Raw genomic sequence first — 19,806 nt, 5'->3', positions numbered from 1 at the left:
TTCAGTAATCCATGTGCCAGTCAAAATTTTCATTAATAATTCTTTCTTTTTCGTTTTTTAAAAACTCGAGATAAGCCAAAGCTGTGGGAGACAGGTTTTTAGACTTTAGCCAAACCAAATTCCAATTTGTAACAATAGGTAATCCATTAAACGGTATAATTTGTAAATCCCCATTTTTAATTTCGTTTTTTATACCTATTAGCGGCATTATAGAATATCCCAACCCAGCTATTACAGCCTGTTTTAAGGCTTCGTTAGAGGTAAGTTCCATTTTCTTTCTTGTTGAAATATTATAACTTGCAATAAACGTTTCCATGGCATTTCTGGTTGCAGACCCATCTTCTCTATATAACATCGGATACTTTTCAAATATTTTTCCTTTTTTTACATTACGATTAAATTTGTCGTTGGCGCTACCTACCAAAAACAGCTTATTTTCCATAAGCTCTATCCGTTCTAAATTTAATTGATCTGGGATTACAGAAACCAAAGCAAAATCAACTTTATTTTCTTCTAAACTTCTTACTACACTACTCTTGTTTGTTACATCCATAATCAAATCTACACCAGCATGTTTATTTGTAAAGTCCGATAAAAAGTAAGGCATTACGTATTTACCAGTAGATACTACTGAAATTTTTAACCGCCCAGCCACTTGCCCTTTAAACGATAAGGTTTTATAATTGATAGCTTCTACCTCATTAAGAATTCGCTCTGCAGCCTCAGCTATCTCCCATCCAAAATCTGTTACATAAAGTTGTCTACCTACCACTTCTGTTAAAGGAATAGAAAACTGATCCTGAAATTTTTTTAATTGTATAGATACAGCTGGCTGACTTAGAAACAAAGCTTCGGAAGCCTTGGTAATACTCTTTAATTGGGTAATTTTTAAGAAAATTTGAAGCTGATGTAACGTATAATTCATAAGATATATTTATGTATGTTATAAAAAATATATATAAAAATAAATAAATTTTTTATCTCAACTTTGCAGCGTATTAAATTTTAAGAAACAATTAATAGTATTAAAATGGAAAGAATAAACACTCAAAATTCTATCGTAGTAGGAAATACTAAAAGAAAAACTTCATCAGCGAAGACAAAGGCACTATCTGGATTAATCTTACTCAGCATATCTGGATTGCTTACACTTTCGTATTTAAATGACAATATCTTTATGGAGCAACTCGCAATAAGCGGATTTATAATTGCGTGCGTTGCTATTATCAAATTAATGGAAACTAATTAATATCTAATTTTAAAAACAAAACAACATGGCAGAATCATTAAAACAAACCGAAACAAAAACAGAACAAAAAATTAATTTAGTAGAGGGTATGTTTAGACCTTCTGAGGCATCTCATATCATTAATGCCTTAATTGATCAAAAAATAAACTACCACAAAATACAACGGTTAAGTCTATGCGAAGGTGATGAAAATTGTGATACTACATACGAAAATGCTCGTATTAAAGAATTACTAAATGAAAAAGAAATTGCAAAAAGCTATATAGACACAGCAAGACGCAAAAACTTTGATATTATTATAAACGGTAAACTTGATATCACTTTTATTAAGAAGTAAGCTTTATAACTAACCTCATTAAATAGACTTATAGTTATGGATTTACATTTGTTATTTGATAATTTAACAAATCCGGCACTCTTATTCTTCTTTTTAGGAATTATTGCAGTACAACTTAAAAGTGATTTAGAAATACCACCCAATTCCTCTAAGTTTATATCGCTTTATTTACTATTATCAATAGGATTTAAAGGCGGACAAGAACTTTCTCACAGCGACCTTAATTTAGAAATAATTTGGTCGCTTTTATTTGGAATTTTATTAGCAATTGTTGTACCCATATATACGTACTTTATTCTTAGACGAAAATTTAATGTCGCTAATGCTGGTGCTATTGCTGCATCTTATGGCTCTGTGAGTGCTGTAACGTTTGTTACAGCTATTTCATTTTTAGAAATTGAGCAAATAAGCTTTGGCGGACATATGGTTGCTGTTATGGCCTTAATGGAGGCGCCTTCCATTATCGTAGGTTTACTGCTTATATCGCTATACGATAAAGAAAATCCTATTAAAATCTCAATGGGTAAAGTGGTGAAGCATGCTTTAACTAACGGCAGTGTTCTACTAATTCTCGGAAGTTTGGTTGTCGGTTTTTTAGCAAGCGATCAACAAGCGGAAGGTATTAAGCCTTTTACAACAGATATATTTAAAGGATTTTTAGCCGTGTTCTTATTAGATATGGGAATAACAAGTGGTAAAAAGTTATCTGCATTTCTTAAAAAAGGATGGTTTGCATTAGTATTTGCTATTGTTATCCCTATATTAAATGGATGCCTAGTCGCTGTAGCAAGTTCCTTATTTACTGACAGTGATGGCAACAGGCTTTTGTTCGCAATATTAGCTGCTAGCGCGTCTTATATTGCAGTACCTGCTGCAATGCGCATCGCTGTGCCAAGAGCAAACCCTAGTTTGTATTTACCAATGGCACTAGCCATAACATTTCCATTTAATATAACATTAGGCATGCCCTTGTATTTGTGTATTATACAAATGTGTAATTTCTTTTAATGAAAAGAGGTCATCTAAAATTACTTTTAAGATGACCTCTTTTTTTATTAATAAAATCAGATGTAATTACTCAAATTCATTCAACGTTTTAGTAATTATAGATACACAATCTAACAACTCATCTTCGGTCATTACCAAAGGCGGTGCAAAACGAATGATATTACCATGCGTTGGCTTTGCTAAAAGACCATTATCTCTAAGTTTTAAGCAGATATTCCAAGCTGTATCACTATCCTCGGTGTCATTAATAACTATGGCATTGAGTAATCCTTTACCTCTTACTAAGTTTACAATACCGCTTGTTTCAATATATGTATTTAACTCAGATCTAAAAAAATTACCAAGTTTATATGCATTCTCAGCTAATTTTTCGTCTCTAACAACTTCTAAAGCCGCAATAGCCACAGCTGCTGCAATAGGGTTACCACCAAAAGTACTACCATGGTTACCTGGCTTAATAACATTCATAACAGCATCATTAGCTAAAACCGCTGAAACAGGATAGGCACCACCAGATAAAGCTTTTCCTAATATTAAAACATCTGGTTTTACATCTGGTGTAGATGAGCAATTTTTATCCAAGCAATTACAATTGCCGCAAGTTGCTAATAAACGTCCTGTTCTTGCAATACCTGTTTGCACTTCATCTGCAATAAATAAGACGTTATGAGCGTCGCAAAGTGCTTTTGCTTTTACTAAATAATTTTCAGAAGGCACATAAACACCAGCCTCACCCTGTATAGGCTCAACTAAAAAGCCTGCTACATTTTTGTTGGCTTGTAACGCATGCTCTAACGCTTCTAAATTATCGTATTCTATTTTTATAAATCCATCTGTATATGGTCCAAAGTTTTTTCTGGCAACAGGGTCGTTAGAAAATGAAATAATGGTTGTGGTTCGTCCATGAAAATTATTCTCGCATACTATAATTTCTGCTTCATTTTCATCAATACCTTTAACCTCATAAGCCCATTTTCTGCATAACTTTAAAGCAGTTTCAACAGCCTCAGCACCAGTATTCATTGGTAAAAGCTTATCAAAACCAAAATACTCGGTTGCAAACTTCTCATAACGCCCAAGCATATCGTTATAAAAGGCACGAGAGGTTAATGACAGTGTTTGGGCCTGATTGGTCATTGCATTGACAATTTTAGGGTGACAATGCCCTTGGTTTACAGCAGAATAAGCCGATAAAAAATCGTAATACTTTTTGCCTTCTACATCCCAAACATACACACCTTCTCCTTTATGTAATACCACTGGTAATGGATGGTAATTATGTGCACCATACTTGTTTTCTAAATCAATCGCTTGTTGCGACGTTAATTGGTCTAAACCAGCCATTTTAAAAGTTTTTAAAGTTTAACATAAACCAAGCAAAGAGTAGTGTATGCCTAATCTCGCTTAGCGAGTTCCTTATCTACCTTTATCCTTTCAAAAGTTTTGAAAATTCAGCGTGGGAAAGAAATCATCCCTAGAGGACTGCAAATTACTAAATATTTATGAAATTCATAGTGAAGTGTTATAATCAAATTAATTAAAGGTATTTTTAAAATGCAACTATATTTGCACTCTAATTTATAATTAATGCCACGACGAGAACGCAACAAATTTGTAAAACGCGGACAAATTATTGAGATTTTAATTGAAGACTATGCTTTTGGAGGAAAAGGGATTGGTCGCCTACGAAATGACTATGGTGAGTTTGTGGTATTTGTACCAAACACACTGCCTGGCCAATTGGTAAAAGCTCAAGTAAAGAAATCGAGCAAAAAATATGCTGAATGTAAACTGCTAGATGTCTTAAAACCTTCTGATGACGAACTAGAAATGCCCTATCAAGAGATTCCTGGCGCGCCATACATTCAATTACCTATTGAAAATCAACACCATTACAAAAAACAAAGCACGCTCGAATTATTTAAGCGTATAGGTAAAGTTTTAGATATTGAAGATAAGTTTGACGAGTTTGTAAAATCACCTCATACGTTTCATTACAGAAATAAAATGGAATATGGCTTCTCAGCTATAGGCTACGACAGAACTTTGAAAACTGATGTTGATGAATTTACCCTTGGTTTTAAAAGACGTGGTCTTTGGTGGTGTGGAGAAAATTTAAATAAAGATTCTGGACTTTTTGATCCTGAGGTTGAAAACCACTTAAAAAGTATTAGAGTCTATTGCAAAAACACAGGCTTAGCCCCTTGGCATGGCCCAAAAAAAGAAGGCTTCTTTAGGTATTTTGTTGTAAGAAAATCCTACAAAACCAATAAGCTGTTATTTAATTTAGTTACAACCTCTTATAATTTGCCAAAATTTGATTTAAACGCATTTGCTAAGTTTTTAGTTGAATTGTTTGGTGAAAGAGTAGCTGGATTACTCCACACCATTAATGATGAAGTTGGAGATAGAACTATTGCAACAACAGGCAGTATAAAACTTATCTATGGTAATGATAAAATTGTTGAACAACTCTTAGGTTTAAATTTTGAAATTAGTATGAAAAGTTTTTTTCAGACCAACCCAAAATGTGCAGAAAAACTCTACACCAAAGTAGTAGATTACGCCTTAGAGAAGAAAGAAGCCATAGATAATTCGGTAGTCTTAGACCTTTTTTGCGGTACAGGTACTATAGGACAAATTATTGCCAGTAAAGCAGATAATACCAAAATAATAGGTGTTGATATTATTGCATCTGCCATTGAGGATGCCACAAAAAATGCAAAGCGTAATAACATTGAGGGTTTAGAATTTTACGCGGCTGATGTCGGCAAATTTTTAACAGAACACCCTGAATGTACCAACAAAATACGAACCATTATTTTAGATCCTGCAAGAGCAGGTATTGCGCCTAAAACCCTTAAAAAAATAATAAACCTTAATGCAGAACGTTTGGTTTATGTATCTTGTAACCCGGCTACACAAGCTAGAGATACAGAGCAATTAATACAAGCTGGCTATGAGATAAAAAAGCTTAGTTTAGTGGATCAATTTCCACATACAGCTCATATTGAAACTGTGGCCTTGTTTGAGAAATAGTCTATGAAAAATATTTATAAACTCCTCTTTTGCTTAGTTATCTGCTTACAGAATTGTGAGCGCGATGATATTTGCGCCGAAGGCACACAGACAACACCTCTGCTGTTAGTAGAATTTTACGATATTAACAGTACCGAAGATCTTAAAAGCGTCCCAAGATTAACAGCTTATGGCGAAAACTTACCTGACCCTAACCCACCAGAAAGTGAAGGCCCTAAAACCCTAATTTTTAATACCAATACAAATGCGCTAGCCCTTCCGCTTCTTATTGGAAACGAAGGTGAAATTATAACCTCTAGGTTTGTACTAGAGCAAAATACAAACCTAAGGTTAGACGAAAATGACACTACAACATCTAATACCGATATTATAGAAATCTCATACATACCTGAATTTTTATATGTCTCTAGAGCATGTGGTTATAAAAGTATTTTCACACAATTAAATGTAAATTTAGAGGATGAAACAAATGCTTGGATAAGTGCCATAGAAATTGTTGAAACTACCATTGAAAATGAAAACACAGTACATGTACGTATCTTCCATTAGAAGCCTAATTATACTGCTTTTGTTATCCACAATGGCTTTTGCACAAGACCAAAACAAAACGGTTAATGACACCTTAATTTATAAACAAAAGTACGGTTTACGGCTTGGAGCAGATTTAAGTAAAATCGTCAGAACTTTTATTGACGACAACTATACAGGCATAGAAATTATGGGAGATTACAGGCTCACCAAAAAAATATATTTGGCAGGTGAGATTGGTAATGAAGAACGTACCTTAGAAAATGAAGTTTTAAGCAACACTACAAAAGGAAGCTATTTTAAAGGTGGAGTAGACCTCAACTTTTATAAAAACTGGTTAGATATGGAGAATATGATCTACGCTGGGTTTAGAGTTGGAGCTAGTACATATAGCCAAACCTTAAATAACTATAGCATTTACAACGTAAATAACCAATATTGGGATCAGCAATTTGCTGTAGAAGCGGGTACAGAATTTAATGGCTTAACGGCACTTTGGGCAGAACTACTCATTGGTATGAAGGCAGAGATGTTTAATAACTTTTATGCTGGGATCAATGTACAATTAAAAGGTCTAATTTCTGAAACCTCAATAGATAACTACGAAAATCTATACATCCCAGGGTTTAACAGAACTTTTGATAGCGGACGCTTTGGTGTTGGTTTTGGCTTTAACGTCGCCTATTTAGTACCGATTTTTAAGAAGGATAAAGTCGTTGTTCAAGAAAAGGAAGAAGAGTAAAGAGTAGTTGGTTGTTGGTTGTTGGTTGTTGGTTGTTGGTTGTTGGTTGTTGGTTGTTGGTTGTTGGTTGTTGGCTAAATAAATGTAAAATCACAACCATCTAAGGCGCCGATTAATTTTAATTTTTTTAATCCTAGTTAAAATCTACTATGGATTAATACCTTATCACTATAACTAGCTATTTAAAAGAAATACTCGTTTTTTGTATATATAATCAACTTATGTAAATGATGTTATGCTGAAATAAATTCAGCACAACAACCTTAAACATTATTTAAATACCCCAAAACATTGGCCTCTATCCTACTCTGAATATTTGAAACATCGGCCTTTACAAATGTTTCGCCTGTAATATTTTCGTAAAGTTCTATATAACGATCACTCACAGAGGTAATATAATCATCGCTCATAAAAGGTACGGTTTGTCCTTCTAAACCTTGAAACCCGTTAGATATTAACCATTGACGCACAAACTCTTTTGAAAGCTGCTTTTGCGCTTCACCTTTGTCTTGGCGGTCTTGGTAACCATCTGCATAGAAATAACGTGATGAATCTGGCGTATGTATTTCATCGATTAATACTATTTTACCGTCTTTAGTTTTTCCAAATTCATATTTTGTGTCTACTAAAATCAAGCCACGGTCAGCAGCTATTTCAGTTCCGCGTTGAAATAATTTCCGTGTATAATCTTCAAGAACTGCGTAATCGTCTTCAGAAACAATACCACGTTTCAAAATATCTTCTCTAGAAATATCTTCATCATGATCGCCCATTTCTGCTTTTGTTGCAGGTGTAATGATTGGTTTAGGAAATTTATCATTTTCCTGCATACCTTCTGGCATTGGCACACCACAAAGCAAACGTTTACCTGCTTTATATTCTCTCGCTGCATGCCCAGACATGTAGCCTCTTATTACCATTTCTACTTTAAACGGCTCACATAAGTGACCTACAGCCACGTTAGGATCTGGTGTGGCTACTAACCAATTAGGTACTAAATCCTCAGTATCTGCCATCATTTTTGTAGCTATTTGGTTTAGGATCTGTCCTTTATATGGGATTCCCTTTGGCATAACCACATCAAAGGCACTTAGCCTGTCTGTTGCCACCATAACTAATTGCGAATCATTAATATTATAAACTTCTCTAACCTTGCCTTTGTAAAAACTCTTTTGATTAGGAAAATTAAAATTGGTATCTGTTATTGTGTTGTTCATTGTTTAATGTAATCTCATTAATTGTCAAGCTTTTTTTACTTAACATGGTAATCTCATTGATTCTATTTATAATGTGATGAAATTGCCACGCCCTTCGTCCTCGCAATGACAACTCATTTTAATTTTCCTCTTTGGGAAATTAAAGGAACTTTAATCACGATTCTCAATACTCTTATATGCAGCTATGACTTTCTTCACCAACTTATGACGAATAACATCTTTATCATCGAGATAAATAATGCCTATACCTTCTATATTTTTGAGTACTAAAAGTGCTTCTTTTAAGCCCGAAATAGTTCGTCTTGGTAAATCCACCTGACCAGGATCTCCGGTTAGTAAGAACTTGGCATTTTTACCCATACGCGTTAAAAACATTTTCATTTGTGCGTGTGTGGTATTTTGCCCTTCATCTAAAATTACAAAGGCATTATCTAAGGTACGACCACGCATAAAAGCCAATGGTGCTATTTGTATGACACCTTTTTCTATATAGCTTTCTAATTTCTCATGCGGAATCATATCGCGTAAGGCGTCGTATAAGGGTTGCATGTAAGGATCTAACTTCTCTTTTAGGTCTCCTGGTAAAAACCCAAGATTTTCGCCCGCTTCAACTGCAGGGCGTGTTAAAATAATACGTTTAACCTGTTTATTTTTTAAGGCCTGCACAGCTAAGGCAACACCTGTGTACGTCTTACCTGTACCGGCTGGTCCTATTGCAAATACCATATCATTTTTGCGCGTGCTTTCTACGAGTTTGCGTTGATTTGCAGTTTGGGCTTTTATGAGTTTACCGCCAACGCCATGCACAATAACTTCACCACTTTTTTCGGATGTGGTGTAATCTGCACTGCTATTGCTGGTTAATACACGCTCTATAACATTCTCATCGAGTTTATTATATTTACCAAAATGTTTCATAAGCATCATCATCCTAGTATCAAACTCTTCTAATAAGTCTTCGTCTCCATAAGCTTTAATTTTGTTGCCTCTTGCAACAATTTTTAGCTTTGGATAGTATTTCTTTAAAAGTTCAATATTAGCATTTTGGGCTCCGAAGAATTCTTTTGGTGTTATTTCTTCGAGTTCTAGAATAAGTTCGTTCAAAAGGCTTCTTAATTTAGTGTTTCTTTTCTTAGTTTTGTGTATCAAACTGATATAGACAAAGCTAATAATTTTACAACCTCAATTCTAAAAAAAATATCAACAATTAATCCATGGCAATAATCACCTTAACCACTGATTTTGGAGAAAAAGATCACTTTGCTGGTGCAATAAAAGGTGCTATTTATAGCGAACTACCACAGGTAAAGATTGTTGACGTATCGCATTCTGTTTCACCATTTAACATCTCTGAGGCGGCTTACATTATTTTAAACGCTTACAGAAGTTTTCCTAAAGGCACCATTCATATTATAGGTATAGATTCTGAGTTAAGCCCTGAAAACAAGCATATTGCTATTAAATTAGACGATCATTACTTTATATGTGCTAACAATGGTATTATGAGCATGATTTGTGCAGAGATTGCACCAGAGAAAATTGTTGAGATTAATATCCATGACAAAATAGAAACGAGTTTCCCTTTATTAGATGTCTTTGTAAAAGTGGCCTGTCATATTGCACGTGGTGGCACACTAGAGGTCATAGGAAAAGTTATTAACACTATAAAGCCGATTAAAAATTTAATACCTTTTGTTAATGACGAAAAAAATCAAATTATTGGGAGTGTTATTTATATAGATAATTATGGCAATGTGGTTACCAATATTAAACAGAAATTTTTTGAGGATGTGCAAAAAACACGAACCTATGAAATCTCTGCACGCAATCATAAGTTTAAAAAAATCTATAGTAAATACAGTGATATTGTAAATTTTGATATAGAAGAATCTAAACGTAATGATGAGGGTAAAGGTCTAGTAGTATTTAACTCTTCGGGTTATTTAGAAATAGCCGTTTACAAAAGCAACTGCAGCACAGTAGGTAGCGCATCTACACTAATGGGCTTAAAAACTATGGATACAGTAACCGTAAATTTTTTACCTAGCCATAGTCCTAACCCTACTCAAAGGGAAGGAATTTTAAGTTGAGGTGATAAACCAAAATTTTATTTTCACAACCGTAATAAAGTTTTTTCCTTTGGGAAGGATTTAAGAAAGATTTAAATTAAAGTTCTAATTAAGATTATGAGTTTGAATGAAAAAGATTCACATTTTCATGGGAATAAAATGTTAGTAAGAATTGTAAAACTGAGTTTTGAACCGTCTAAGATTGAAAAATTCTTGATTAATTTTGAAGCTAATAAAGAAAAAATTAGAGCATTTGAAGGTTGTAGTTTTTTAGAATTATATCGTGATAAGAATATGCCCAATATCTTTTTCACTTATAGTTATTGGAATTCTGAAGACGATTTAAACACGTACAGACATTCAGAGTTATTTAAAGACGTTTGGAGTAAAACAAAACCTTTATTTAATGCAAAACCTGAAGCTTGGTCTGTTAATAAATTGGCAACTTTAGATTAATAAATCACAAATAACTGAATACTGAATACTGAATACTGAATACTGTAATTTAATGCTAGCAATACTAAAAAAAGAAATAAATACGTTTTTTGCCTCACCAATTGGGTATTTGGTTATAGGTGTGTTTTTATTACTCAATGGTTTATTCCTATGGGTATTTAAAGGTAATTTTAATATTCTTAATAATGGTGAAGCTAGCGTATCTGCCTTCTTTATGTTAGCACCTTGGATTCTTATTTTTTTAGTTCCTGCAGTTACAATGCGCAGTTTTACTGACGAAAAAAAACAGGGTACATTAGAATTGTTATTAACCAAACCTATTTCACATTTTCAAATTGTATTAGGTAAATATTTTGGAGCATTTATCTTAATTGTGTTAGCACTTATACCAACGCTACTCTATGTCTACACTGTTTCTCAACTAGGCAATCCGCAAGGCAATTTAGATATGGGTAGTACTATTGGTTCTTATTTTGGTTTATTATTTTTGGTAGGCGCCTACACAGCTATAGGTGTATTTGCCTCTACGCTTTCAGACAATCAGATTGTAGCCTTTATGATCGCAATATTTATTTGCTTCTTTATGTATTTTGGTTTTCAAGGCCTTTCTAATTACAATATTGCCGGTGACTTGGTTTATATAGAAAACCTTGGTATGTCTGCACATTATAACAGTATGAGCCGCGGAGTTATAGACACCAGAGACCTCATTTACTTTATAAGCATTGCTTTAGCTTTTTTATTTTTTACCAAACTTAAAATTCAGAAACAATGATAATTACTCCCCTCTTAGTAGTATTTATAATTGTAGTTTTTGTATTACTTTTTCTGTTTTTAAATACGGTTGATAAACGCAAATGGCTAACAGCACTCATTAGTTTAGTACTTACGCCCTTTGTCTATTTCTTTATGTTCTATCCTTTTATTAATATCATTAGTAACTACCATCACCAAAAATACTTTGATGCTGAAGCTTGGATTAAAAAACCTGCATTGCGTTACGAAATGATTGACCATGTTATAGAATCGGATACATTAATTGGGTTTTCTAAAGATGAAATTACAAACGTACTTGGCCAACATGAATGGTTATCTTGGGACGATGCAAAAAAAGATCATAATCCAAATAAATGGAATTATGGTTTAGGCATAGAACCAGGTGCTTTTAATAACCAAAAAGATTGTATAGAAATTACCTTTAAGGACAACAAGGTTGAGCTCTTAAGACACTATCAAGAAAAAATTACATACGAGAATGAAGACAAATAAAACCCTTATACATATCCTCTTTGTATGCGTTGGTTTAATTGTTATTAACGCCATTTCTAGCAACTTTTATGGTCGTTTTGATTTAACTAAAGATAAACGTTACACTTTGTCTGAGACCACGCAATCGTTAATAAAAGCTATAGATGCACCATTGGTTATCGATGTATTTTTAGAAGGTGACCTACCGTCTGAATTTCGTTTGCTTAAAACTGAAGTACAACAAATCATTGAAGAGTTTCAATTAACAACCAATACTATAAAAGTAAATTACATTAATCCTATTGAGGATGAAGCTACCAGAGAGCGCAATATTGAAGAACTCACTAAGTCTGGCTTAGAGCCTTATGTTAATACCGATAATAATTCGGCCAAAGTAACACAAGAACTTATTTTTCCATGGGCTTTTGCCAGTTACAAAAATAAAACGGTTAAAATTCCATTATTAAAACGAAGCCTAACGCAAGGATTGCAAGAGCAAGTTAACAGCGCTGTACAAGGCTTAGAATATGCTTTTGCTGATGGATTTAACAAATTAGTAAACACCAAGACTAAAACCGTTGCTATTTTAAAAGGAAATGGGCAGCTCAAGGATATCTATATTGCCGATTTCTTAAAGACAATACAACCATACTACAATATTGCTCCCTTTACCTTGGACAGTGTATCAAACAATCCGCAAGGTACTTTAGATAAGTTAAAGACCTACGATTTAATTGTAGCCCATAAACCCAGCATTGCGTTTTCTGAAGAAGAAAAATTAGTATTAGATCAGTACATTATGAGTGGTGGCAAAAGTCTCTGGCTAACCGAGGCCGTAATTATGGATAAAGATAGTCTGTATAACGATTCTGGTTCGGGAGTTTCTATTATGAGAGATTTAAACCTAAAAGATTTTTTCTTTAAATATGGTGTAAGAATTAACCCAAATTTGGTTAAAGATTTATATTCAGCACCCATTATGCTCGCTATTGGTGAAGGCAGCCAAGCGCAACTGCAGCCTATACAATGGCAATATTCTCCTTTAGCAGCTGCTAACCCTAAGCATCCTTCAACAAAAAATTTAAACTTAGTAAAATATGATTTTGCAAGCCCTATAGACACTTTAAAAAATGCTATTACAAAAACAGTTTTATTACAAAGTTCGCCGCAATCTAAATTAGAAGGCGTGCCTACTGTAATTTCATTATCTGAGGTTACAAAAAATTTAGACGAAACGTCATTTAATGCTGGTCCACAAAATTTAGCTGTATTACTAGAGGGAGAATTTACTTCGGTTTACGATAAGCGCATATTACCATTTAAGGTTAAAAATTATAAATCAAAAAGTCCCGAAACTAAAATGGTCATAATCTCTGATGGAGACCTTGCAAAAAATGAAGTTATAAAAAATAGACCTCAGGAGCTAGGTTTTGATCAACTCACCGGAAAAGCCTTCGGAAATAAAGAATTTCTACTAAATACTATCAATTATTTATTAGACGATAATGGACTTATAAACATTAGGGCAAAAAATATTAGTATGGCCTATCTAAATTCTGATAAAGTAAAGGCTGAAAAAGTAAAATGGCAAACACTAAACATCGCTACACCACTAGTGTTTCTCACTGTTTTTGGATTTATCTTTAACTACTTCCGAAAGAAAAAATATACCTAGACTTTGTTAATAAGTTTGTTTTAGAAAACCCTTGTATTGAGATATATTTGTAAGACAATGTAGCACGAAACAATGGCTCTTATTTAGTATAGTATTACGCTCTAAATAAGTTTGATTTTTTTCTTAAAACGTCATTAAGTTGTTTCATATGATCTAAAAAAATAATTAAAATACAACGCATGAAATTTATAGTTTCAAGTACTTATTTATTAAAGCAACTGCAAATATTAGGAGGTGTTATAAATAATAGTAATACGCTACCTATTTTAGATAATTTTCTATTTGAATTAAGCCAATCTAAGCTAACAATATCAGCAAGTGATTTAGAAACAACCATGGCTTCTACTATTGATGTAGAAAGTGATTCCGAAGGTAGTATAGCCGTACCTGCTCGTTTATTATTGGATACCCTAAAAACATTCCCAGAGCAACCGTTAACGTTTGTTGTTGAGGATAACAATACGGTAGAAATTAGCTCTAACCATGGTAAATATGCTTTAGCCTATGCGGATGGTGCAGAATTTCCTAATGCTGTATCCGTAGATGATGCCAGTACAACCACCATTATGGGAGATATACTAGCCACAGCTATTAGTAAAACCATATTTGCTGCTGGTAACGACGATTTAAGACCTGTTATGAGTGGCGTATTTTTTCAATTTGCTACTGATAGTTTAACGTTTGTAGCTACAGATGCTCACAAGCTGGTAAAATATACACGTAACGATGTTTCTGCAACAGAATCGGCAGAATTTATAATGCCTAAGAAACCTTTAAATTTATTGAAAGGTATTTTAGCTGGAAGCGATGATGATGTTTTGGTCGAATATAATGAATCTAATGCAAAATTCACTTTTGAGAATTCTGTTTTAATCTGTCGTCTAATTGATGGAAAATACCCTAATTACGATGCCGTAATTCCTAAAGAAAATCCAAATAAACTTACCATAGCCAGAACGCAGTTTTTAAACTCTGTGCGTCGTGTTAGTATATTCTCTAACAAGACCACTCATCAAATTCGCTTAAAAATTGCTGGCGCAGAACTTAATATTTCTGCCGAAGATATTGACTATAGTAATAAGGCAGAAGAGCGCCTAACATGCGATTACCAAGGTGATGATATGCAAATAGGATTTAACTCTAGGTTCTTAACAGAAATGATTAATAATTTAAACTCAGACGATGTACAATTAGAAATGAGTTTACCAAATAGAGCAGGAATTTTAACACCAATTGATGGGCTTGACGAAGGTGAGCAAGTTACCATGTTAGTAATGCCTGTAATGCTTAATAATTAAGCAAAGATTTGCTATTTCAACAGTTATGACTGGGAAAGGGCTCACTGTAATGGTGGGTCTTTTTTTTAAGATTAATATTAAGGTTTAAATAATAATATATACTTTTAAAAACTATTAACCTCTTCCCCCTTTATCTTTAACGTTTTTATGAAAAACTACGTATTAGCAGTTTTTTCTTTATTAGGTGTTTTAAGCAACGCACAGCGCATAGAAAAAAAACCTTTCTCTCTAGACTTAAGCCCTTTTTTTGGAACAATATTAGAACACAATCCAGATATTGCACATCTTATTACCGATCATCCAACGGGTTTCATATTAAGCTACAATAGAAAAACGTACGGATTTAATGAATGGGAACGACGCTATAATTATCCAGATTGGGGTTTTTCACTCTCTTACCAAGATATGAAAAATCAATACCTGGGAGAAAACATTGGTCTTTATGGTCATTTCAATTTTTACTTTTTAAAACGAAATTTGGTGTTTAGAATTGGACAAGGCATTACCTACGCTAACAAACCATACGATAGAGAACATAATTTTATAAATAACGCTTATGGCTCGCACCTTCTAAGTTCTACCTATTTAAAGTTTGATTACATTAAGGAAAACCTATTAAAAGGTTTGGGATTTAATGCTGGTTTTACTGTAATTCATTATTCTAATGCTAATATAAAAGCGCCAAATAATAGCACTAATACTTTTGCCTTTTCGGCAGGATTAAATTATTTGTTCGATGCAGACCAATTTCCAGACTACATACCAGAAGGTGAACGTACAAAATATACAGAACCTTTTAAGTACAATTTTGTATTTAGAAGCGGCATCAATGAAAGTGATATCAACGGTAGTGGGCAGTTTCCTTTTTATGTATTTACAGCATTTGTAGATAAACGCATCAATCACAAGAGTACATTTTTGGCCGGTACAGAAGTATTTATATCAAATTTCTTAAAAGAATACATAAGACATCAGTCCATTGCTTTTCCTGAAAACGGAATACAAGCAAACACCGACTATAAACGTGTTGGTGTTTTTGCTGGCCACGAATTACGTTTTAACAAAGTCGCCTTTATAACCCATCTAGGATATTACGTGTATTGGCCTGTTGAGTTTGAAAACCGAATCTATAACCGCTTAGGTCTAAAACGGTATTTTTCAGATAAACTTTTTGGAGTGGTTAATGTACATTCGCATGGTGCAAAAGCAGAGGCTGTAGAGTTTGGAATAGGCTTAAGATTATAAAGGCCCATAATAGGTATTTAATAAGCCATTAACACTATAAATCATTTAATTAATTTACAGATAAACAGACAATTGCAAAAACTTTAAATAGATGAAAAAAATAATAGGTATACTACTATTAATTATCGTAACATCCTGCGATTCTGAAAATGCAATAGATTGTTTTCAATCTGCTGGCAGTAGTAGAGTAAAAGAATATGACCTCAGTGGTTTTGATAAAATTACCGTATTTGAGCGCGCGCAACTTTTTATATCTGAAGGAGATTATTCTGTAAGATTAGAAACTGGCGAAAATCTAATTAATGATATTGACATAAAAATTTTAGACAATAGATTGGTTATTAAAAATAACAATGCTTGTAACTTAATCAGAGATTATGGCATTACTAAAGTCTTTGTATCTGCACCAAATCTCACTGAAATAAGGAATAGTTCTGGTCTAAAAATTATTAGCGAAAATAGATTAAACTATCCTAACCTAACCCTATTATCCGAAGATTTAGAAGCGGAAGATGCTTTTTATATCGATGGAGATTTTGAGCTTAATTTAAATGTTGAAAATCTTACCATTACACAAAATGGCCTTAGTAATTTTTTTTTATCAGGAAACATCACCAATTTAGATCTCAACTTTCTTTTTGGAGATGCTCGGTTTGAAGGCAGAAATTTAACCGTAGAAAATGCAGACGTTTACCATAGAGGCACAAACGATATTATTATTAATCCGCAAAATGAACTTACAGGCACGCTCCTAAGCACTGGCAATATGGTGGTTGTAAACACACCTCTACTGCTAGATGTAGAACAATTATATACTGGCCAAGTTATAATTGAAGATTAATCTATATCATTGAGACTCCAGTCGTATTCTATATACGCTATTTCAGCACTAGGACTAATCTTTGTATTTGCATACTGATTTATGTAGTCAATTATAGACTCAGAATCTTGTAAAAAATCCTTTTTATACCACTTAAAAATTTCAGAAAGCTTTACAGTATTTTCAGTAATCTTATTTTTATCCGAATTAATAAATGCTTTTACAGCTTTATCCATTAACTCATCAACATTTTGAGAGGTGTAAGCATCTCTCAATAATTTTGGACAAGAAAAGGAAGCGCAATTAATAGCAAAATGCATTCTTGGTTCTTTCATTTTTTGTAAAATTCCTTTTTCGATATCGGCTAAAGAAAATTTCTTATCGCCGATATATATAAATTTCTTTAAAAATGGTGATAGAGTAGCATCTACTTTCTTTATACTTTCTACTGGGTAATAATCTACAATAAGCTTTATAGTGTTGGCATTATAAACATTTATAAAATAGGCTAACTGCTCTTTAAAATCCCAATTATTTTTGGGCGTAATGTTAGCCAAATACGTTACATAATTATTAAGTGCTTTTCTGTCGTCTTTAAAGCCTTTATAGTCCACCAACCCATCTTCCGTAACGTATGTCTTTAAAAGCTGATCCCAAGCACTATGATCTACATTATTTTTAACATTAGTAGTATAGGACGTTTTAGTCTTTTTTTTGTAGGGTATGCCCTTAGAGGAAAAACAAGACACAAACATTGTACAGATTAAAACTAGTAGACTTGGTCTTAATAATTTAGCGTTCATAGTATCCATTTATTTTTTTTATTGGTCGTTTTCTTATTAAAGCATTCTTTAAACTTAAAGATAAATAAAAAAGACCCATCTTAATAGATAAGTCTTTTTAATTCCGCTTTCCTCCAGATACTGTAACTCCCGACACGTCGGGACAGTATTAATAACTAACTAACAAAATTAAGAGACAACGGATAGCTAGGTAATTCACCATTACTAGCTTTTATAGCGTTTATTATAGGCATTACAAAGGCTAATATGCCTATAAGTATTAAGAGTACAATCCCTAATCCTAATGCTAAAATTAAAGGAATACTTAAAATAGAATAGATTATTATACTCAATTGAAAATTAATAATAGCTTTACCATGGGCATCCATACCATCTACACTGTCCTTTTGAGTTGCCCATATAATAAGCGGAACTATTAAGCCACCAAACCCTGTAATATAAGTCAACATTTGGCATAGATGTGTAATTACCAACAGTTGATTGTCTGTACGTTTAAGTGTGTGATAATTTGATTCCATTATTTTATGTATTTACACCTATGAGACGCACATGATTTAAAAATGTTACAGGATAAAAGAAGAAAATTTAAAGGTTGAATTATTTCCCAATACAGAAATTAGCAAAAATATTACCTAGTAAATCATCATTGGTAATCTCGCCTGTAATTTCACCAAAATGATATAAGGCTTGTCTAATATCTATGGCTAATAAATCGCCCGAGAGTCCAGTTTGCAAACCATATTGTACTTTCTGAATTTCTTCAAAAGCTTTAAGCAAAGCATCATAATGCCTAGAGTTGGTTACAATAGTTTCGTTATTGCGTAAAGCTCCTGTATTAATTAAGTTTAAGAGTGCGCTTGTTAATTCTTCAATGCCTTTACCTGTTTTAGCAGATAATTTTAGAAAATGAGATTTCGCTAATTCTGATTCTAAAGGTTTCTGTACTGCACTAAAAGTAACAGAAAGATTCTTTAATTCTTCCTTAGAAAGTTGATCAATTTTATTGGCTACTACCACTAATGGTTTTTGTGGGTATTTGTTTCTGATTTTTTCGATTTCAATCTGCATCGCAGTCGATTTTTCACTTTCATTAGCCATCACAGCTGCTTCAAATAAATAAATTACCACTTGCGATTGATCTATTTTTTCAAACGTTTTTTTAATACCCATACTTTCCACGACATCGGCAGTATCTCTAATACCAGCTGTATCAATAAAACGAAAACCTATACCACCAATACTAATTTCGTCTTCAATGGTATCTCGCGTTGTTCCTGCTATATCCGATACTATAGCGCGTTCCTCATTAAGCAATGCATTTAAGAGTGTAGACTTACCAACATTTGGTTCTCCAACAATAGCAACCGGAATTCCATTTTTTATAACATTACCAACGGCAAACGAATCTATTAAACGTTTTAATACAAAATTTATACGTTCTATAAGTTGCTTAAACTGCGTTCTATCAGCAAATTCAACATCTTCTTCTGCAAAGTCCAATTCTAATTCTATCAACGATGCAAAATTTAAAAGTTCTTCTCTAAGTTTAGTGATCTCAGAAGAAAACCCACCGCGCATTTGCTGCATCGCAATTTGATGAGAAGCCTCATTATCACTAGATATAAGATCCGCAACAGCTTCTGCTTGGCTCAAATCTAATTTCCCATTTAAAAACGCACGTAAGGTAAATTCTCCTGCTGTAGCCATTCTGCAACCTGTCCTTAAAAACAACTGTATAATTTCTTGTTGAATGTACTGAGACCCATGGCATGATATTTCAACCACATTTTCGCCTGTATAAGAATTTGGGTTTTTAAAAACCGATACCAAAACCTCGTCTAAGGTTTTAGCTCCCTCAATAATATGCCCTAAATGTATGGTATGCGTAGCTTGGTCTTCTAAGATCTTATTAGAAACAGATCTAAAAACCTGAGAAACTATGGCTATAGCCTCGTTTCCTGATAATCTTATAACTGCTATAGCACCACTTCCAGATGGTGTTGCTAAAGCAACAATTGTGTCATTATGCATATTATAAGGATTTAAAGCAAAAGTATTGTAAAATATGGGAT

Annotated in this window: 20 protein-coding genes; 13 read left to right on the top strand and 7 right to left on the bottom strand. The window is 33.3% G+C overall.

The window, feature by feature from the left end:
• Nucleotide 1: 1 nt before the first annotated feature.
• Entirely contained in the window at nt 2–925 is a 924-nt protein-coding gene (locus Q0800_RS10010; RefSeq protein ID WP_299129263.1) for a LysR family transcriptional regulator, read from the bottom strand.
• 349 nt (nt 926–1,274) lie between these two features.
• On the opposite strand from Q0800_RS10010, the gene Q0800_RS10005 reads away from it, so the two are divergent.
• The gene (locus tag Q0800_RS10005) at nt 1,275–1,586 is read left to right on the top strand and encodes a hypothetical protein (protein WP_299129262.1); all 312 of its coding nucleotides are present in this window, start codon (nt 1,275–1,277) and stop codon (nt 1,584–1,586) included.
• 36 nt (nt 1,587–1,622) lie between these two features.
• On the top strand, nt 1,623–2,594 hold the full coding sequence (locus Q0800_RS10000; RefSeq protein ID WP_299129261.1) for a sodium-dependent bicarbonate transport family permease: 972 nt from the start codon (nt 1,623–1,625) through the stop codon (nt 2,592–2,594).
• Nucleotides 2,595–2,660: 66 nt separating this feature from the next.
• On the opposite strand, the gene rocD is transcribed toward Q0800_RS10000, so the two are convergent.
• Complete coding sequence (gene rocD / locus Q0800_RS09995; protein ID WP_299129260.1) at nt 2,661–3,938, bottom strand: ornithine--oxo-acid transaminase; 1,278 nt, start codon at nt 3,936–3,938, stop codon at nt 2,661–2,663.
• Nucleotides 3,939–4,181: 243 nt separating this feature from the next.
• Here rocD and rlmD point away from each other — a divergent pair, with 243 nt between their 5' ends.
• The 3 genes from rlmD to Q0800_RS09980 are packed head-to-tail and all read left to right on the top strand — an operon-like array spanning nt 4,182 to nt 6,903.
• Nucleotides 4,182–5,633, top strand: a complete 1,452-nt coding sequence (rlmD, locus tag Q0800_RS09990; protein WP_299129259.1) for a 23S rRNA (uracil(1939)-C(5))-methyltransferase RlmD — start codon at nt 4,182–4,184, stop codon at nt 5,631–5,633.
• Nucleotides 5,634–5,636: 3 nt separating this feature from the next.
• On the top strand, nt 5,637–6,182 hold the full coding sequence (locus Q0800_RS09985) for a DUF6452 family protein (protein WP_299129258.1): 546 nt from the start codon (nt 5,637–5,639) through the stop codon (nt 6,180–6,182).
• Nucleotides 6,148–6,903: a DUF6048 family protein gene (locus Q0800_RS09980; protein ID WP_299129257.1), complete on the top strand. Its 756-nt coding sequence runs from the start codon at nt 6,148–6,150 to the stop codon at nt 6,901–6,903. Before Q0800_RS09985 ends, Q0800_RS09980 begins: the two co-directional genes overlap by 35 nt.
• Nucleotides 6,904–7,166: 263 nt before the next feature.
• Here the strand turns inward: Q0800_RS09980 and Q0800_RS09975 are convergent, their stop codons facing one another.
• Nucleotides 7,167–8,120, bottom strand: coding sequence for a phosphoribosylaminoimidazolesuccinocarboxamide synthase (locus Q0800_RS09975; protein ID WP_299129256.1), 954 nt, complete (start codon nt 8,118–8,120; stop codon nt 7,167–7,169).
• A 150-nt stretch (nt 8,121–8,270) separates the two neighbouring features.
• Nucleotides 8,271–9,224: a PhoH family protein gene (locus Q0800_RS09970; RefSeq protein WP_299129255.1), complete on the bottom strand. Its 954-nt coding sequence runs from the start codon at nt 9,222–9,224 to the stop codon at nt 8,271–8,273.
• Nucleotides 9,225–9,334: 110 nt separating this feature from the next.
• On the opposite strand from Q0800_RS09970, the gene Q0800_RS09965 reads away from it, so the two are divergent.
• From Q0800_RS09965 to Q0800_RS09930, 8 genes are all read left to right on the top strand, one after another.
• Complete coding sequence (locus Q0800_RS09965) at nt 9,335–10,210, top strand: SAM-dependent chlorinase/fluorinase (RefSeq protein ID WP_299129254.1); 876 nt, start codon at nt 9,335–9,337, stop codon at nt 10,208–10,210.
• 138 nt (nt 10,211–10,348) lie between these two features.
• Complete coding sequence (locus tag Q0800_RS09960) at nt 10,349–10,645, top strand: antibiotic biosynthesis monooxygenase (protein WP_299129277.1); 297 nt, start codon at nt 10,349–10,351, stop codon at nt 10,643–10,645.
• Nucleotides 10,646–10,697: 52 nt separating this feature from the next.
• A complete protein-coding gene (gene gldF, locus Q0800_RS09955; RefSeq protein ID WP_299129253.1) occupies nt 10,698–11,420 on the top strand; it encodes a gliding motility-associated ABC transporter permease subunit GldF in 723 nt (240 codons plus the stop codon).
• Complete coding sequence (locus Q0800_RS09950; protein WP_299129252.1) at nt 11,417–11,914, top strand: hypothetical protein; 498 nt, start codon at nt 11,417–11,419, stop codon at nt 11,912–11,914. Before gldF ends, Q0800_RS09950 begins: the two co-directional genes overlap by 4 nt.
• Nucleotides 11,901–13,568 (top strand): gliding motility-associated ABC transporter substrate-binding protein GldG, encoded by a 1,668-nt coding sequence (gldG, locus tag Q0800_RS09945; RefSeq protein ID WP_299129251.1) that lies wholly within the window; start codon nt 11,901–11,903, stop codon nt 13,566–13,568. Before Q0800_RS09950 ends, gldG begins: the two co-directional genes overlap by 14 nt.
• A gap of 179 nt (nt 13,569–13,747) precedes the next feature.
• Complete coding sequence (gene dnaN / locus Q0800_RS09940) at nt 13,748–14,866, top strand: DNA polymerase III subunit beta (RefSeq protein ID WP_299129250.1); 1,119 nt, start codon at nt 13,748–13,750, stop codon at nt 14,864–14,866.
• A gap of 147 nt (nt 14,867–15,013) precedes the next feature.
• Nucleotides 15,014–16,111, top strand: a complete 1,098-nt coding sequence (locus Q0800_RS09935; RefSeq protein ID WP_299129249.1) for an acyloxyacyl hydrolase — start codon at nt 15,014–15,016, stop codon at nt 16,109–16,111.
• A gap of 91 nt (nt 16,112–16,202) precedes the next feature.
• Nucleotides 16,203–16,952 (top strand): head GIN domain-containing protein, encoded by a 750-nt coding sequence (locus Q0800_RS09930; RefSeq protein ID WP_299129248.1) that lies wholly within the window; start codon nt 16,203–16,205, stop codon nt 16,950–16,952.
• Here the strand turns inward: Q0800_RS09930 and Q0800_RS09925 are convergent.
• The 3 genes from Q0800_RS09925 to mnmE form a co-directional block, all read right to left on the bottom strand.
• Nucleotides 16,949–17,734: a DUF547 domain-containing protein gene (locus Q0800_RS09925; protein WP_299129247.1), complete on the bottom strand. Its 786-nt coding sequence runs from the start codon at nt 17,732–17,734 to the stop codon at nt 16,949–16,951. The two genes, Q0800_RS09930 and Q0800_RS09925, sit on opposite strands and share 4 nt — an antisense overlap.
• A gap of 155 nt (nt 17,735–17,889) precedes the next feature.
• Complete coding sequence (locus Q0800_RS09920) at nt 17,890–18,252, bottom strand: DUF4870 domain-containing protein (protein ID WP_299129246.1); 363 nt, start codon at nt 18,250–18,252, stop codon at nt 17,890–17,892.
• 79 nt (nt 18,253–18,331) lie between these two features.
• A complete protein-coding gene (mnmE, locus tag Q0800_RS09915; protein ID WP_299129245.1) occupies nt 18,332–19,765 on the bottom strand; it encodes a tRNA uridine-5-carboxymethylaminomethyl(34) synthesis GTPase MnmE in 1,434 nt (477 codons plus the stop codon).
• Between the last annotated feature and the right edge of the window lie 41 nt (nt 19,766–19,806).

It is taken from the genome of uncultured Winogradskyella sp. (assembly GCF_937958655.1).
In the GTDB taxonomy this organism is placed as follows: Bacteria; Bacteroidota; Bacteroidia; order Flavobacteriales; family Flavobacteriaceae; genus Winogradskyella.
This window is presented reverse-complemented; position numbering and strand designations above follow the sequence as displayed.